This window comes from Cohnella rhizosphaerae, from assembly GCF_029525575.1.
Lineage (GTDB): Bacteria > Bacillota > Bacilli > Paenibacillales > Paenibacillaceae > Cohnella > Cohnella rhizosphaerae.
Genome location: NZ_JAPDIA010000008.1, coordinates 1,332,282 through 1,349,185, shown reverse-complemented (window position 1 = coordinate 1,349,185; position 16,904 = coordinate 1,332,282). Strand labels below are relative to the sequence as shown.

The following is a 16,904-nucleotide window of genomic DNA, read 5'->3' as shown; positions in this document are numbered from 1 at the left end:
GCACGATCGGGGAGATCACACGATGTCGCTTAAACCACGAAACTGGCTATTATCCATTCTCATGATCGCGTTGGTCTGGACCGGCGCGGCTGTCGCTGGCCCGGCGCAGAACGCTTCCGCGGCCTCCAAGACGCCGTTCACGGACGTCGTGGCCGGCCACTGGGCGGAAAAGCATATCGCCAAGCTGGCGCTTCAAGGCCTGATCGCGGGCAAGGGCGCGAATCTCTTCGCGCCGAACGACAGCGTCAAGAGACAGGACGCGGTCATCATCGCGATTCGCTTTCTCGGCCTCGAGCAGAAGGCGCTGGACTCCGGCGTAGCGGCTTTTCCGAGTACGTTCAGCGTCAGCGCTTATGCCAATCTGTACGTCAGCTATGCGTTGAAGGAAGGGCTGCTCGACCGCACCGAAGAGTTCGCGCTCGCCGAAGCGCAGCCCAAGGTCAATTGGGGAGAGGCGCCTGCGACGCGCGAATGGATCGCGCGCCTGCTCGTTCGCACGATCGGCGAGAAGGCGGCCGCTGGTACGACCGCCTTCGCCGATAACGCCTCGATCGACAAAGACCTGGTCGGCTACGTCAAGGCCGCCGTCGATCTGGATCTCGTGAAGGGACTCAGCGGCAATACGTTCGCGCCCAAGGGCGTCGTAACCCGCGCGACGGCGGCGACGCTGTTCAGCCGCGCGGAAGCGGCGAAGCAGGTCGCATATCCGAAGCAAACGTCCGGCATGCTGCTTGCCGCCGACGCGAGCGCCGTCACCGTGCTGCAGGCGAACGGGACGGCGACCGCGTACGCCGTCGGCGCGGGCACGCTCTATTCGCGTCTCGACAGCGAAGCGTTGACGGCGCAGGACGCGCTTAAAGTTTACGGCACGGTCAACGTCATCGCCGCAGCGGACGGCTCCGCGGCTTACGTCGAGCAGGCGAGCGACACGCCGATGGTCAAGACGGTTCAGGGCAAGCTCGTCGTCGTGAGCGCGTCGAAGTCTGCCATCACGCTGCTTAGCGGGGAGGACGTTCAGTCTTATTCGTACGATCCGGCCCGGATGCCGGCCGTGACGGACGCGGAGAACAACAAGGTTGCGCTTGCCGATCTGCCGGAAAACGCGGATCTTACGCTGACGATCGATACGTACACGCAATCCGGCAAAGTCATCGCGGTCAAGACCGGACAATCGGCCGTCTCGCGGTCAGGCACCGGCACGGTGCTGAGCGTCGACGCGGCGGGGCGCAAGCTCCAGGTCAAGGACAACGCCTCTTCGATCGCCGATACGCGGGCGCTCGACCCCAACGCGGTACTGCGTACGGTCAGCGGCGTGCCGGCCGCGATCGGCGACATCAAGGTCGGCGACACGGTCGCCTACGAGATCAAAGGCGGGCTTTATACGGCGGTGACGGTCACGAAGAGCGCCGTCGCGGCGAGCGCGACGGGCACGCTGTTCAAGATCGATACGGCGGCGCAGACGATCCAGTACAGGGTCGGCGGCGCGAGCGACATCATCGGCAAGGAATACGTCGCCGGCGTTGCGGTCAAAATCTCCGGACTGAACGGCGCGACGCTTGCGGATTTGTACCCGGGGGACGCGGTCACGCTGACGCTGAACGCGGAGGGCAAGGTTACCGCGGTCGAAGCGACGGGGCGGAGCGTCCAGGTTCAGAACGGACTGGTCGTATCGTCCTACGATTTCGATGCGAAGGTGCTCATCTTGAAGGATGCGGCAGGAAACGTAAAAACCTTTACGCTCGGCGCCGGCGTGAGGTACGATCTGAACGGCACGACGATCTCGGCGGACGCCGGCACGAGCATGCTCTATAAAGGCCGCAAAGTGGACATCGGCTATTCGGGCAGCAACATCGTGTCCATCTCTTTCGTCGCCCAGTACAAGGGGACGGTGACGTCGAACAATACGACGACGAAGACGCTCCAGCTTCTGCTGGACAACAACTCGAACGTGACGGTACCTTACACCTCTCCGACCGTCGAGATTTTCGGACAGACGAACCGTACCTACGCGGACATCAAGACGGGCGACAAGATCGTCGCGCTGCTCGACGGCGGGCAGAACTATGCGGTTGCGCTGCAGGTCGTGAAGACCGTTCAATTCGATGTCGTGTCGGTCGACGCGGCCGCGGCCAAGCTAAAGGCCAAGGCAACCGACGGCTCGGTCGCCGAGTGGACGGTGGGAACGGGCTTCTCGCTTCAGGACGCGAGCGGCAACGCCGCGCAGCTGTCCGGCCTGGTCCCGGGCACGCTGTTGAACGTGACGCTGCAGGGCGCGACGCCGACGCTCGCCAAGATCGTGCCGTCGACGTTCGGACGCGTCGTCGCGATCGATACGGCCGCGGGCACGATCGACCTTCGCACCGGCACCGGCGCCGCCGTGAAGCAGACGGTCGGCGCGACGCCGCTCGTCGTTCGCAATGGCGTATCGTCCAACACGCTGTCCGCGGTCCAGCTGGACGATCGCATCGAGCTCCGCAAGGACGAGAACGACCGCACGATTCTGAACGTCGTGACGCCGGTCAGCAAAACCTATTGGCGCACGGACAAGACGACGAACACCTTCTATTATCAGAAGGAATCGCTGAGCGACGACAACTACTCGGTCGCGCTGTCGCCGCAAGTTTACATTCACCAGGGCGACACGCTTATCACGACCGACAGCCTGAACTTCGGCGATCCGATCAACGTCTACGTCCTGCGCGGCAAGGCGATCGAAATCGTAAAGCCTTAAAGCTTCGTTTTATCGCGCCATCCTCGCTGCACGAACGACGGCTCCGCTCACAAGCGGGGCCGTTTTTCTTGTCGAATCGCCGCACTTCCGCTACACTGAAAGTTAATGCTTAAACAGGGAAACAAGGCATGGGAGATGGATGCACGCGATGAATAAAACGAAGATGCGATATATTTTGGACGAGATCGCCAAAATGTTTCCGGACGCGCACTGCGAGCTGAACCACCGCAACCCGTTCGAGCTGACGATCGCCGTGCTGCTGTCTGCGCAGTGTACGGACGAGACGGTGAATCGCGTCACGGCGACGCTGTTCGAGAAATATAATAAGCCGCAGGATTACTTGGACGTTCCGCTCGAGGAGCTTGAAAACGATATTCGGCGCATCGGCCTGTTCCGCAACAAGGCGGCCAACATTCAAAAGCTTAGCCGAATCTTGATCGACAAATACGACGGCGAAGTACCGGCCAGCCACGAGGGATTGACCGAGCTGCCCGGCGTCGGACGGAAGACGGCCAACGTCGTCATGTCCAACGCCTTCGACGTGCCCGCCATCGCTGTCGATACGCATGTCGAGCGGGTGTCCAAGCGGCTCGCCGTCGCGAAGCCGGACGATTCCGTCCTTGAGGTCGAAAAGAAATTGATGAAGCTCGTGCCGCGCGAAGAATGGACGCTGACGCATCACCGTCTTATTTTCTTCGGTCGCTATCATTGCAAGGCGCAAAATCCGAAATGCGACGTTTGCCCGCTGCTCGACGTTTGTCCGGAGGGCAAGCGAAGAATGAAGCCTGCGGCCGCACGCAAGCGGGGGGGGAGCAGTATCATGACGGCGGGGAAAATGGAAACCGTGACGGAAAGACCCGTCGCGTCGAAGCACGACAAAATGAGCGGCTATAGCGACGCGCTGCGGCGCATGTCCCGGGCCGCCGCCGAAGCGGGCGACGCCTCGACAGGCGTCAAGCTGGATGAACTGGCGGGCAAGCTGGCGCTGGACATCGCGACGCTGGCGTTTTGCGGACACTTCTCCGCGGGCAAGTCGACGCTCGTGAACGGATTGTGCGGCGCGCAGCTGCTGCCTTCGTCGCCGATCCCGACGAGCGCGAACGTCGTCACGATCGCGAACGGCGAGCCGGCGGTAAAGGTCGAGTTCGTCGGCAAGGACGGCTCGGTGAAGGAAATACCGGACGTGTCCGTCGAGCGGCTCGGCGATTTGGCCGTGGACGGCGAGGGCGTATCGGCGATCGACGTCCGTTATCCGATCCCGCTGCTCGGCGATTCGCTTGCGCTCGTCGATACGCCGGGAGTCGACAGCACCGACGGTGCGCATCGCGCGGCGACGGAGTCCGCGCTGCATCTGGCCGACGTCGTATTTTACGTGACGGATTACAATCACGTATTGTCCGACGTCAACTTCCGCTTTCTCCGGATGCTGCATCAATGGGGGGAAGCCGACGTACTTGATCGTGAACCAGATCGACAAGCACCGGGAGCGCGAAGTAAGCTTCGAAGCGTTCCGCGAGGGACTCGAGAGCGCGCTCGAGGCTTGGCGCATCGAGCTCGCGGGCCTGTTGTTCCTGTCGATGCGCTCGCCCGATCATCCGCTGTCGCAGATGGGCGAGCTGCTGCGCGTCATCGAGGCGCTGAAGGGCGAAAAGGAGAAGCTGCTGATCCACAGCGCGGACCGGTCGGCGCGGCATTTGGCCGGCGCGTTCAAGGAAGGGCTGCTGCAGCGCGAGACGCAAGCTGCGCGAGAGGCTTCTCGCGCAAGCGGGCGGAGAGAGCGGCCTCGCGGAGCTGGCGCAGCTGCGCGAGGCGCTGACCGCCGAAATGGAATCGGCGAGGACGGCGGGCGAGCGGCAGCTGGACGGCTTGAAGCGCGAGCTCGATCAGCTGCTGGGCAACGCCGGACTCACGCCTGCGGAGACGCGCGAAAAGGCGCGGGCCGTGCTGGAGAGCCGGCAGGCGGGCTTCAAGGTCGGCTGGCTCGGCAGCGCGGCCAAGACCGAAGCGGAGCGGGAGCGCAGGCTCGCCGAGCTCGCGGCGGACTTCGCCGCGCAGGCGGAGGCGAACCTGCACGTTCACGTGCGGGCGATGCTGCGCCGCGAAGCCCGCGATGCCGGCCTCGGCGATGCGGCCTGGGAGGCGGCGCTCGAAGCCGACTTCACGGCGCCGGGCGCCGTGTGGCTCGCGTCGCTCGTCAAGCCGGGAGCGGGGGCCGGCGGCGATGCGACGCTTCAGTATGCGTCCGAGCTCGGATCCGAGTGGAAAAAGAAGGTGCGCAAAACGGCGCTCGGTCGCTTCGAGGCAATCGTCGCGAGCCGGCAGCCGGAGCGCGACGCGGCGGTCGCGACGCTCGCAAGCTCGCTCGGCGAGCTGAGCGAAAGGCAAGCCGCCGCGGACCGTCTTCGCGCGCTTGACGCGGAGGCGGACGATGCCGCGCGCAGGCTGGTCGGGATGCTTCCGGAGGCGGGCGCGGCCGACATCGCCGAGCTGAACCTGCCGGCGCCCGCGCCGCTCGGCGCGCAGACCGCGTCCAGGCCGCTGCCGGCGGACGCGGCGCCGGCCGTCAGCCTGTCGATCGCCGGAGGCGAGACATCGGCGGATGAGGCGGCCCGGGCCGGAGAGCGCGAATCTTACGGCGCTTCGGCAAGCGCAGCGGATATGCTCGAGCGGGGCGCAGCGCTGCTGGCGCCGTTCCCCGAGCTCGCGCGGCACCGCGAATCGCTGTCCGCCAAGGCGGCGCAGCTGCGGGACAGCCGATTCACGATCGCGCTGTTCGGCGCCTTCAGCGCGGGCAAGTCGTCCTTCGCCAACGCGCTCGTCGGGCAGCCCGCGCTTCCCGTGTCGCCGAATCCGACGACGGCGACGATCAACCGGATCGTTGCGCCCGGCGCGGACGCGCCGCATGGCACGGCCCGCATCTACATGAAGGAAGCGGACGATATGCGGAGCGACCTCGCGCATTCGCTCGCGCGCCTGGGCGTTCGCGAGCGCGACATCGAAGCCGCGGACGGCCCGGCGGAGCTGTTCGCCCTGGCGGCGCGCATGTCGCCCGACGACATCCATCCGCGCGGACGGCCGCACCTGGCCTTCCTGCGCGCGGCGGCCCGCGGCTGGGAGCGCTACGGCCCGCTGCTCGGCACTTCGTTCACGGCGGAAGGAGCCGATTACCGCCGCTACGTGGCGGACGAAGAAGCGTCCTGCTTCGTCGCTTCGGCCGACCTTCACGTCGACTCGCCGCTCACGCGAAGCGGGGCGGTGCTGGTCGATACGCCTGGCGCGGATTCGATCAACGCCCGCCATACGGGCGTCGCCTTCGAGTACATTAAAAATGCGGACGCGGTGCTGTTCGTCACGTATTACAACCATGCCTTCACCGAAGCGGACCGAAGCTTCCTGCACCAGCTTGGCAGCGTCAAGGACGCCTTCGAGCTCGACAAAATGTTTTTCGTGCTGAATGCCGCGGACCTCGCCGCCTCGGCCGAAGAACTGGCGGGCGTCGCCGCGCACGTCGAATCGCAGCTGCTGAAGCACGGGATCCGGCAGCCCCGCATTTATCCCGTCTCGAGCCTGTACGGCCTCGAAGCCAAACTGGCGGGCGACGCTGCGGGACGCAGGCAGTCCGGCCTGGCCGACTTCGAGGCGGCCTTCCGCCGATTCGCCGACGAGGAGCTCGGCAGCCTGGCGCTCGCTTCCGCGCGCAAGCAGCTGACGCGCATCGGCGCGCGCATCGACGGCCTGCTCGGCGCCGCGAGCGAGGATGCTGCGAGCCGCCAGGCGTCCGCCGCAGCCATGCTTCAGGCTGCCGAATCGCTTCGGGCAGCCTGGATGGCCGGGCCGCCCGAAGCGGCCGTTCAGCCGCTCGTCGAAGAGCTGGGCGAGCAGCTTTATCATTTGCGCCGCAGGGTGCAATACCGTTTCGGCGAGCACTTCATGACCGCGTTCCACCCGTCCGTGCTTCAAGACGACGGACGCGACCTGCGCAAGCTGATCTTATCGTGCTGGCTGGATTTGAAGCGCGGCGTCGGCGAGGACCTGCAGCAGGAGCTGCGGTCCGCAGGCCTGCGCATGGAGACGGCGCTCGGCCGCGTCGTCGGCCGGCAGGTCGAGGACGGGATCGCGAGAGCGGGTCTTGGCGGCTTCGAGACCGATTCGCCCGCGGCGCCTTCGCTCGGCCTTCCGGTGCCGGAGCCCTTCGGCGCCGGACCGGATTGGGACGGACGCAAGCTCTGGCAGGCGTTCCGGAGCCCGAAGCACTTTTTCGAGCGCGAGGGCGCCGCCGCGTTGAAAAACGAGGCCGAGGCCGCGCTGTTCCAGGCGGCGGACGCCTGGCTCGCCGGCATTCGGGAAGACTGGGCGAGCCGAATCGCGGCCGCCTTCGAAAGCGAACTTCAGGAAGTCGCGGTCCGTCTTTCGGCAGAACTGGCGGCCTACGCCGAGGGCGTAAGGCGCGCGCTCGAGACGCCAGGTTCGGACGACGCCTTGCGGCGTTTGCAAAGCGAATGGGAAGGCTTGAAATCGGGCATTTAAGACGATTTTTAGCCAGCTTATAATCTTCGCATATCGGCCCTTCTCGCATCGCCACGCGATGCGGGAGGGGCCTTTGCTTGCATATGCTCCGGATTCCCCCGTTTTACTGCTGCATATCGGGATGTAAGGGCTTAAACAGGATGATTTAAGAGATAGCGGTCCCCTTGCCATGCTTAATCGCTCTCGCACGTACTCAGCGTTTCTCCTTCCGGCATACGGCGTTTGAACGGTTGTGACAATCCTGTTACACTTCCGTGGGGATGCTCACAGGGGAGGACTGTCGCTTGGATATTTTCAAAGGCCTCAAGCAATTTTTCTGGCCGGACAAAGGTTTTTTGATGGGCTCGGTGCTCGGACTCGCCATCGCTACGGCGATCGGTCTCGTGTATCCGCTGCTCCTCAGGGCGTTGATCGACGACGTGATCACGCCGAAGAAGTTCGACGGCATCATGGGGCTCGCGCTGCTTGCGGTCGCGCTGATCGTCGTCAAAGCCGCATTTCAGTACGTGCACGGCTTTTGCGGGGGACGGCTGGGCAACAGGCTCGCTTACCGCATGCGCAACGCCAGCTACGACAAGCTTCAGAAACTATCGTTTTCGTTTTACGACCAAGCAAGGACAGGCGACCTGATGTCGCGTCTGACCGCCGACATCGAAGGCATCCGCAACTTCGTCGGGTTCGGCTTCGCCCAGTTGCTCAACACGCTGTTTCTGGTCGTGTTCGGGTTCGGCATGATGTTTTACATCGACTGGACGATGGGCCTTATGACGCTTGCGATCATCCCGGTTATCGGCTATTTCGCCATCCGCTTCGAGCTTCAGATCCATCCGGTCTTCCGCGCCATTCGTATCGCGATCAGCAAGCTTACGATCAGCGTCCAGGAGAACATCATGGGCGTAAGAACCGTCAAGTCTTACGACAGCGCGGAGCACGAATACAAGAAGTTCGACGAAGGCAACAGCCAATACAAACAAAACAATCTTTCCATCGCCGCGGTATGGGCGACCTATTTTCCGATCATCGAATTCGTAGCCAGCTTCAGCATCGCCCTCCTGCTGCTCGCGGGAGGCTGGCGCGTCATCCACCACCATATGAGCCTCGGCGATCTCGTATCGCTGAACAGCATGCTCGGCATGATCGTCGCGCCGCTATGGACGCTGGGTTTCCAAATTAACAACTATACGATGTCCAAGGCTTCGGGAGAACGGCTGCTCGAGCTGCTCAACCGCCATGTCGACGTGCAGCCGCCGGCGCACCCGCATTTGCCGAAGCCTGGCGTCACGGGTCTCATTCGATACAACGACGTGAATTTCCGCTATCCGAATCACGAGCACCAGCCTTCCGCGCTCGTCGATTTCGACCTGACCGCAGGCCCCGGCTCGGTCATCGGCCTCCTGGGCGGCACGGGCTCGGGCAAATCGACCGTCGTTCAGCTGCTGCTGCGGGCTTACGACGTGACGAGCGGGTCGATCACGCTCGACGGCACCGACATTCGCCAGCTCGATTTGAACGCGCTGCGCAGCCGGACCGCGATCGTGTTCCAGGAGTCCTTCCTGTTCTCGACGACGATCCGGGAGAACATCAGCTACGGCTGTGCCGAAGCGACGCCGGAGCAGATCGAGGAGGCCGCCAAGCTGGCGGACGCGCACGGATTTATCATGGAGCTGCCGGGCGGCTACGATACGATCGTGGGGGAACGCGGCATGGGCTTGTCCGGCGGACAGAAGCAGCGGATCGCGCTTGCCCGCGCCTTCCTGATCCGTCCGCAAGTGCTCATTCTCGACGATTCCACGAGCGCGCTCGACATGGAGACGGAGCACCGCATTCAGCTGGCCCTGCGACAGGTGATGGAAGGGCGGACGGTGTTTATCATCGCCCACCGGATCTCCTCGCTACGCCATGCCGACGAGATTCTCGTACTGGATAAAGGGCATGTCGTTCAGCGCGGCAGGCACGAGGAACTGGTGCGGCTGCCGGGTCTGTACCGGGAGACGTACCGCACGCAATACGCGGACCGGCCGGACGAACTCGGCGAAGACGCCGCCGGCGGCAGGAGGGTGAGCGGATGAGCAGGCAGTTTCAATACCAGGACGACGTCCTGATCGAAAAGTCGTTCAACTGGAAGCAGATGGGCAGGCTTTTCGACTACTTAAAGCCTTACAAGGGCGCGGTGACGCGCGTCGTGTTCGTCATGCTGGTGTTCGGCATGCTGACGCGGCTCGCGGTGCCTTATCTGATCAGTCTGGCGATCGACAAAGTCATCGATCCGGACGGCGGCAGCGGCAGCATGGGCTACCTGTCGATCGTATTCGGCGTGATGGCCGCCATGTACGGCCTTCGCTGGTGGGCGCAAAACTATACGATCCGGCATACGAACGACATCGGGCAGCACGTTATTTACGACCTGCGGTCGGCGTTGTTCAAGCACGTGCAGACGCTCTCGTTTCGCTTTTTCGACAAGCGCCCGGCGGGCTCCGTCCTCGTGCGGATCACGAACGACGTCAACGCGCTGCAGGAACTGCTGTCCAACGGCGTCGTGAACTCGGTGATCGACATCGCCCAGCTTGCGGGCATCGTCGTCATCCTGCTCGTGCTTCAGCCGAAGCTGGCGCTGGCCGTCATGATTACCGTCCCTTTGCTGATCCTCGTGTCTTCCTCGCTTCGCAAGCGAACGCGGATGGCCTGGCAGACCGTGCGCATCAAGCAATCCCGGATCAACTCGCATCTGAACGAGGCGATCCAGGGCATGCGGGTCACGCAAGCGTTCGCGCAGGAGAAGGAGAATCAGCGCTTCTTCGAAAACCTGAACGGCAGCAGCATTCGCTCGTGGAATCTCGCGTCCTCGCTCAATCAGCTGTTCGGACCCGTGATCGAGGTCACCTCCGCGGTCGGGACGCTGATCTTGCTGCTGTACGGCACGCATCTCATCCAGCAGGACGAATTGACCGTCGGGGTGCTCGTCGCGTTCATCACGTACGTCAGCAACTTCTGGGAGCCGATCAACCGTCTCGGACAGATGTACTCCCAACTGCTCATCTCGATGTCTTCGGCGGAGCGGATCTTCGAGTATATGGACGAGAAACCGATCGTCGCCGAAAAGGAGGACGCGAAGCCGATGCCGGACGTTCGCGGACGCGTCCAGTTCGACCATGTCGTTTTCGGCTACGATCCGGATCGCCTGGCGCTGAAGGACGTCAGCTTCGACATCAAACCTGGCATGACGGTCGCGCTCGTCGGCCATACCGGTTCGGGCAAGAGCACGATCGTGAACCTGCTCTGCCGCTTTTACGACGTCACTTCGGGACGCGTGCTCATCGACGGCATGGACGTCCGCGACGCCACGCTGGACAGCCTCCGAAGGCAGATCGGCATCGTCATGCAAGATACGTTCATCTTCTCCGGCTCGATTCGGGACAACATCCGCTACGGCCGGCCGGACGCGACGAACGCCGAGGTCGAAGCCGCCGCGCGTTCGGTGCGCGCGCACGAGTTCATCGTCAAGCTGCCGGACGGCTACGATACCCAGGTCCAGGAGCGCGGAACGGCGCTGTCGATGGGACAGCGGCAGCTCCTGTCGTTCGCCCGGGCGCTGCTGGCTGACCCGCGCATTCTGATCATGGACGAGGCGACCGCCAGCATCGATACCGAGACCGAAGTGCGCATACAGGAGGCGCTGGGCACGCTGCTGGAGCACCGCACGTCTTTTATCGTCGCCCACCGGCTGTCGACGATCCGCCATGCGGACCTGATCCTCGTGCTCGATCACGGCGTCATCGTGGATCGGGGAACGCACGACGAGCTCATGCGCAGGCCGGGGCATTACCGCAATCTGATCGAAGCGCAGTACCGGTTTTTGTCTGCTTAGCGACAGTAGCAACAGCGCTCCCGCCCGGGAATCGGGCGGGAGCTTTTTCAGGTGAGCGCGCTTTCGGAATACCTGCGTTCTCGGCAATCAACGATGTAGATGTGCAGGCGCTTCGGCAATAGAACGACGCGGGCGACGATAGAAGGGCTCAGGCCGAATCGCGTGCCGATTTGAAAAAGCGGTCCCGATTCGGTAAATTGAGGGAAACGGAAAAACCGCCGAAAGCCGCAGGAAGCTTAGGCGTTTTAGGAGAGGAGGGGGGCGGCGTGAGAAGAAAAAAGATCGGCTATGGCCGATATTGGGAACGGCATGCCTGCTGTGCACGGCGCTGCTGCTGCTGGGATTCGGCTGGGCGCTGAAGGATACGTGGGCGCCGTCCTCCGGATTGGCGCTCCCTTCGCCGACGCAGGCGCCGCAGCAGCAGAGCGGCGAATGGGCGAGCCTGCCGGAGATCAAGGCGATCGCGATCGGCGATTCGCTCACGCGCGGCGTCGGCGACGTCGCGGGCAAAGGCTACGTGGCGGACAGTCTTGCGCAGCTCTCCAAGTCGATGGGCAAGCCGGCGAAGCTAAGCGGCAACCTCGCGGTGAGCGGCCTCGAGGCAGCCGGGCTGGACGAAATGCTGGACGGCAAAGCGATGCGGGATGCGGTGGCCGGCGCGGACCTCGTGCTGCTCACGATCGGAGGCAACGATCTGTTCCGCTCCTCGCAGCAAACGGGCGGATCGATCTCGGAAGGCGGCGGCATCGATCCCGAGCTGGCGAAGCGACGGCTGCCGGACACGTTGGCACGGCTCGAAGCCGTCTTTACGAAGCTTCGCGCGATCAATCCGTCCGTAAAAATCGCTTATATCGCGTTGTACAATCCTTTTTTACGAGCTTGCGCAGCTGCGGGCGCCGATCGCGTCCATTTTAACGGAATGGAACGGCTATGCAGCCAAACTGGCCGAAGCGGACGGCAACATCGTCGTCGTGCCGACGGTCGATTTGTTCAAGTCGCAGTCAGCGCGCTACTTGTCCTCGGACCATTTCCACCCGAACGGAGCGGGTTATGCCCGCATCGCGCTTCGCGTGGCGCAGGCCATTGATTGACGGAAAGGAGGCGACGGGATGCAGACGAATTTGACGGCAGGCAACATTAGCGCGATAAACGCAAATCCGTCCGGAACCGAACGGGAACGCGAAACTCGCGCCCGGCAAGAGCCGCCCGTGCTCTCCGTGGAGCATCTGTCCAAGACGATTCGGGGCCGCAAGATCATCGACGATATTTCCTTCGACGTCCGCGCAGGGGAGATCTACGGCTTCCTCGGTCCCAACGGCTCGGGCAAAACGACGACGATCCGCATGCTCGTCGATCTCATCAAGCCCACGTCGGGCCGCGTGCTCGTCTGCGGCGAGGACGTGAACAAGCATCCGGAGCGGGCGCTTCGGCACGTCGGCTGCATCGTGGAAAATCCGGAAATGTACGGCTACCTGACCGGCTGGGAAAATCTCGATCTGTTCGCCCGCATGCAGGAAGGCATCGGCGAGGCGCGAATCGAGGAGGTGGCGCGCATCGTGAGGCTCGACGAACGCATCCACGACAAGGTCAAGACGTATTCGCTCGGCATGCGGCAGCGTCTCGGCATTGCGCAGGCGCTGCTCGGCGCGCCCAAGCTGCTCATTCTGGACGAGCCGACCAACGGTCTCGACCCGAAGGGCATCAAGGAGCTGCGGGCGTTTATCGCCGAGCTCGCCGCCGAAGGGATGAGCGTGTTCGTGTCCAGCCATTTGCTGAGCGAAATCCAGCTGCTGTGCGACCGCGTAGCGATCATCGACGGCGGAAGCGTGATCGCGGTAGGCGATGTAGGCGAGATGATCGCCCAGGCGGAAGCGCACACGTTGTGGCTGTTCGAAAATCCGGAGGCGGGTCGGCGGCTGTTGGCGGACGATCCGCGCGTCGACGTCGCGGATCGGGATCGCGCGCTGCTGGACGAGTCCGTCCTGCTCGCGCTTCCTGGCGCCGTGCCGACCCGCGTGCGCCAGAAAGACATTCCGGACGTCGTCGCCCGCTGCGCGGCGGCCGGCGTCGGCGTGCTTGCGGTGCAGCGCGTCGTGCCGACGCTCGAGTCCTTATTTCTGACGTTGACGGGAGGCGAGCGCGATGGGCAGGGATCTTGAGCTGATCCGCAACGAAACGATCAAAGTGTGGAAAAAAAAGCGGTTTGCCGTGATCGTACTTATTTTGCTCGCGCTCGTGCCGATATTCGTGTACGCGCAAATGAAAATCGCGCAAAGCAGCCAGGGCAAGTACGCGGACTGGCGGGCGGAGCTGCGGCAGCGCATCGCCGACAATACGAACGCGCTCACGAGCGACCGGATTCCCGAGGAGTGGAAAAAGTGGCGGGTCGCGCTCGTGCAGCAAGCTGCAGTATTACCTCGACCGGGACGTCAATCCGAACACGCCGAACGCGGTGCGTTTCACCAATACGTTTCTGCAAAACGCCGTCGGCCTGTTCATACCGCTTATGGTGCTCGCCGTCGCGTCGGATATCGTCTCCTCCGAACGCGCGGGCGGCACGATCAAGATGCTGCTCACCCGGCCGGTCCGGCGATGGCGAATTCTGGCCGCCAAGCTGGTCACGCTCACGATGTACGTCTCGTTGATCCTCGTGACGACGGCAGCCGTAAGCTTTCTTGTATCGGGACTCGTCTTCGGCTACGGCGGCTGGCGCGAGCCGGTATTCGTCGGCTTCAGGCTAAACGGCTCGGACATGGATACGACGGGCGTCCATGCGATCGCGCAGGGGAGCTACATGCTGATGCAGCTCGGCCTCGTGTGGTTTTCCGCGATGACGGTAGCGGTCATCGCTTTTATGGTGTCGGTGCTCGTCCGCAGCACGGCCGCGAGCCTCGTCACGATGATGGCCGCCGTCATCTCGGGCTCGATCCTCGCGAACATGGCTTCGTCCTGGCACAGCGCCAAATATTTGTTTAACGTCAATCTCGACCTGTCCGTCTATTTGCAGGGCTCCCCCGCCGCCGATCGAAGGGATGACGCTCGGTTTTTCCCTGGTCGTGCTGGCCATCTGGTCGCTGGCTGCGATCGCGGTATCGTTCGCGGTATTCACGAGACAGGATATCCTGGCTTAACGTTTGGTTGTCATTCCCATTTGTCAAGGGAAATTGGGATTTTTAAGCGTGTGTTCGACATCGTTCTCGTCCATGTTATAATCGCTACAAGGACGGTGGGCCATGATGAGCGACGAATTGTTGATGCAGATCGCGGAGAAGCTTGGAGATGTTGTGAGTCGGCTAGATCGGATGGAAAGCAAGCAGGACCAATTCGAGCAGAAGATGGATCAGATGGACCTCCGATTGGCACGCGTCGAGCAAAAGGTGGATCAGGTCGAACTGCGGTTGGACCGCGTCGAGCAGAAGGTGGATCAGGTCGAACTGCGATTGGATCGCGTCGATCGGAAGGTTGACCGTATCGATACGAAGCTCGACGCCGCCTTCGAGCAAGTCGCCAAGAACACCGAGCACGAAGCCGCGTTCAACGATCTTGCTTCCACGGTGGCGGAGCACGCGACGGATATCCGGCTGCTCAAAAAAATCGTCGTTGCCAGTTAACGCGAGTCGGGTTACACTCTAAACGTCATCATACATGACCGTTTCTGCATCGCGCAGGCGGTTATTTTTATTTGCGGGGCATCATTACATTACGGACGCCTTGTGCATTTTCTGCCTTTTAGCTTAAAATGAACGGAAGGCGCGTCCTCGACGGACGCTAGAAGCAGCAAGGGGGGATCATTCGTGACCGAACAAACAGACCTGTATGCGGAGAGCGCGGCGCAGGCGGGTACGACATACGGAGCGGACGACATACAGGTGCTCGAAGGGCTGACCGCAGTCCGCAAGCGGCCCGGCATGTACATCGGCAGCACGACCTCTTCGGGCTTGCACCATCTCGTCTGGGAGATCGTGGACAACGCGGTCGACGAGCATCTGGCCAAGCATTGCTCGCGGATCGACGTGACCATTCACGGCGACAACTCCGTTACCGTGCAGGACAACGGGCGCGGCATACCGACCGGCCTTCACAAGACTGGCGTGCCGACGCCGCAGGTCGTCTTTACGATTTTGCACGCAGGAGGCAAGTTCGGCGGCGGCGGCTACAAGAAGTCGGGCGGCCTGCACGGCGTAGGCGCCTCCGTCACGAATGCGTTGTCGGAATGGCTCGAGGTCGAGATTTATCGCGAAGGCAAGACGCATCGGATGCGCTTCGAGACCTGGATCGACAAGACCGGCAAAGAGCGAGTAGGCGAGCCCGTCACGGGCCTCGAGCTGCTCGGCAATACGAACAAGACCGGCACGAAGGTGACGTTCAAGCCGGATCCGAAGGTATTTCACGGCAATGTCTCGATTAATTACGATACGCTGTCGGAACGCCTGCAAGAGATTGCGTTCCTGAATTCGGGCCTCAAGGTGACGGTCAAGGACCAGCGCTCGGGCAAAGAGGACGTGTTCCACTACGAGGGCGGCGCCAAGCAGTTCGTGCAGTTTTTGAACGAGGAAAAGACGGTCCTCCACGACGTCGTCCACTTCACCGCGGAGCGCGACGAGATCGAAGTCGAGGTGGCGCTGCAGTACAACGACGGCTACACCGAGACGATCGCCTCGTTCGTCAACGCCATTCCGACGCGGGGCGGCGGCACGCACGAGACGGGCTTCAAGACGGCGTATACGCGCGTCATGAACGAATACGCCCGCAAGATCGGCCAGCTCAAGGAAAAGGAAAAGAACCTCGAAGGCAGCGATCTGCGCGAAGGCATGATGGCCGTCATCAACATCAAGATGTCCGACGTCGAATTCGTCGGCCAGACCAAGGATCAGCTCGGCAGCGCCTCGGCGCGCAGCGCGGTCGACGCCGTCGTCGCGGAGAAGATGGCCGTGTTTCTCGAGGAGAATCCGCAGGTCGGCCAGCAGCTCGTCCGCAAGTCGGTGCAGGCATCCAAGGCGCGCGAAGCGGCGCGCAAGGCGCGCGAGGAGATTCGAAGCGGCAAGAAGCGCAGCGAGAGCGCGAGCCTCGGCGGCAAGCTGTCTCCAGCCCAATCCAAGGACTATACCCGCAACGAGTTGTTCATCGTCGAGGGCGACTCGGCCGGCGGTTCGGCCAAGCAGGGACGGGATTCCAAATATCAGGCGATCCTGCCGCTCAAGGGCAAGCCGATGAACCCGGAGAAAGCCAAGCTGATCGATATCCTCAAGAACGAGGAGTACAAGGCGATCATCGCGGCGACGGGCGCCGGCGTCGGACCCGAATTCGACGTCGAGGAATGCAACTATTCCAAGATCATCATCATGACGGATGCCGATACGGACGGCGCGCATATCCAGGTGCTGCTCCTGACGTTTTTCTATCGGTACATGAAGCCGCTCATCGACGCCGGCAAGGTGTTCATCGCCCAGCCGCCGCTGTACAAGCTCACGCGCAAGTCCGGCAAGCTCGAGACCGTCCGGTATGCCTGGACCGACGAGCAGCTGCAGAACTATCTCAAGGAAATCGGCAAAGGCGCCGAGCTGCAGCGGTACAAGGGACTCGGAGAGATGAACCCCGAGCAGCTGTGGGAGACGACGATGAATCCGGAGTCGCGCACGCTGCTGCAGGTGCAGATCGAGGACGCCGCGAAGGCGGAGCGCCGCGTGTCCACGCTGATGGGCGACAAGGTCGATCCGCGCAAGCGCTGGATCATCGACAACGTCGACTTCACGGAATACGAGGAATAAGAACGGAGAGACT

General features: G+C 62.7%; 9 protein-coding genes and 3 pseudogenes. All 12 read left to right on the top strand.

The window, feature by feature from the left end:
- The first annotated feature begins 22 nt into the window (after positions 1-22).
- The 12 genes and pseudogenes from OMP40_RS29825 (at position 23) to parE (ending at position 16,891) form a co-directional block, all read left to right on the top strand.
- The gene (locus tag OMP40_RS29825) at positions 23-2,731 is read left to right on the top strand and encodes an S-layer homology domain-containing protein (RefSeq protein ID WP_277536777.1); all 2,709 of its coding nucleotides are present in this window, start codon (positions 23-25) and stop codon (positions 2,729-2,731) included.
- 148 nt (positions 2,732-2,879) lie between these two features.
- A pseudogene (gene nth, locus OMP40_RS29820) lies at positions 2,880-3,533 on the top strand (endonuclease III); the annotation flags it as partial.
- A complete protein-coding gene (locus OMP40_RS29815) occupies positions 3,510-4,547 on the top strand; it encodes a dynamin family protein (protein ID WP_338131338.1) in 1,038 nt (345 codons plus the stop codon). The pseudogene nth and the gene OMP40_RS29815, both read left to right, overlap by 24 nt.
- 8 nt (positions 4,548-4,555) lie before the next feature.
- The gene (locus tag OMP40_RS29810) at positions 4,556-7,258 is read left to right on the top strand and encodes a dynamin family protein (protein WP_277536775.1); all 2,703 of its coding nucleotides are present in this window, start codon (positions 4,556-4,558) and stop codon (positions 7,256-7,258) included.
- A gap of 284 nt (positions 7,259-7,542) precedes the next feature.
- Positions 7,543-9,327, top strand: coding sequence for an ABC transporter ATP-binding protein (locus tag OMP40_RS29805; protein ID WP_277536774.1), 1,785 nt, complete (start codon positions 7,543-7,545; stop codon positions 9,325-9,327).
- Positions 9,324-11,123 (top strand): ABC transporter ATP-binding protein, encoded by a 1,800-nt coding sequence (locus tag OMP40_RS29800; protein ID WP_277536773.1) that lies wholly within the window; start codon positions 9,324-9,326, stop codon positions 11,121-11,123. Before OMP40_RS29805 ends, OMP40_RS29800 begins: the two co-directional genes overlap by 4 nt.
- 298 nt (positions 11,124-11,421) lie before the next feature.
- Positions 11,422-11,991, top strand: a pseudogene (locus tag OMP40_RS29795) (GDSL-type esterase/lipase family protein); the annotation flags it as partial.
- The gene (locus OMP40_RS42500; RefSeq protein WP_420872094.1) at positions 11,972-12,214 is read left to right on the top strand and encodes an SGNH/GDSL hydrolase family protein; all 243 of its coding nucleotides are present in this window, start codon (positions 11,972-11,974) and stop codon (positions 12,212-12,214) included. The pseudogene OMP40_RS29795 and the gene OMP40_RS42500, both read left to right, overlap by 20 nt.
- A gap of 18 nt (positions 12,215-12,232) precedes the next feature.
- The gene (locus tag OMP40_RS29790) at positions 12,233-13,282 is read left to right on the top strand and encodes an ABC transporter ATP-binding protein (protein ID WP_277536768.1); all 1,050 of its coding nucleotides are present in this window, start codon (positions 12,233-12,235) and stop codon (positions 13,280-13,282) included.
- A pseudogene (locus OMP40_RS29785) lies at positions 13,266-14,254 on the top strand (ABC transporter permease). Before OMP40_RS29790 ends, OMP40_RS29785 begins: the two are co-directional and overlap by 17 nt.
- A gap of 102 nt (positions 14,255-14,356) precedes the next feature.
- Positions 14,357-14,734 (top strand): hypothetical protein, encoded by a 378-nt coding sequence (locus tag OMP40_RS29780; protein ID WP_277536767.1) that lies wholly within the window; start codon positions 14,357-14,359, stop codon positions 14,732-14,734.
- A gap of 183 nt (positions 14,735-14,917) precedes the next feature.
- A complete protein-coding gene (gene parE, locus OMP40_RS29775; RefSeq protein WP_277536765.1) occupies positions 14,918-16,891 on the top strand; it encodes a DNA topoisomerase IV subunit B in 1,974 nt (657 codons plus the stop codon).
- The last annotated feature ends 13 nt before the right edge of the window (positions 16,892-16,904 follow it).

What these genes read in the sequence shown, in the direction of transcription:
- OMP40_RS29825 (WP_277536777.1), top strand. Translation starts at nt 23, where the DNA reads ATGTCGCTTAAACCACGAAACTGGCTATTATCCATTCTCATGATCGCG.
- OMP40_RS29815 (WP_338131338.1), top strand. Translation starts at nt 3,510, where the DNA reads ATGAAGCCTGCGGCCGCACGCAAGCGGGGGGGGAGCAGTATCATGACG.
- OMP40_RS29810 (WP_277536775.1), top strand. Translation starts at nt 4,556, where the DNA reads ATGGAATCGGCGAGGACGGCGGGCGAGCGGCAGCTGGACGGCTTGAAG.
- OMP40_RS29800 (WP_277536773.1), top strand. Translation starts at nt 9,324, where the DNA reads ATGAGCAGGCAGTTTCAATACCAGGACGACGTCCTGATCGAAAAGTCG.
- OMP40_RS29790 (WP_277536768.1), top strand. Translation starts at nt 12,233, where the DNA reads ATGCAGACGAATTTGACGGCAGGCAACATTAGCGCGATAAACGCAAAT.
- OMP40_RS29780 (WP_277536767.1), top strand. Translation starts at nt 14,357, where the DNA reads ATGATGAGCGACGAATTGTTGATGCAGATCGCGGAGAAGCTTGGAGAT.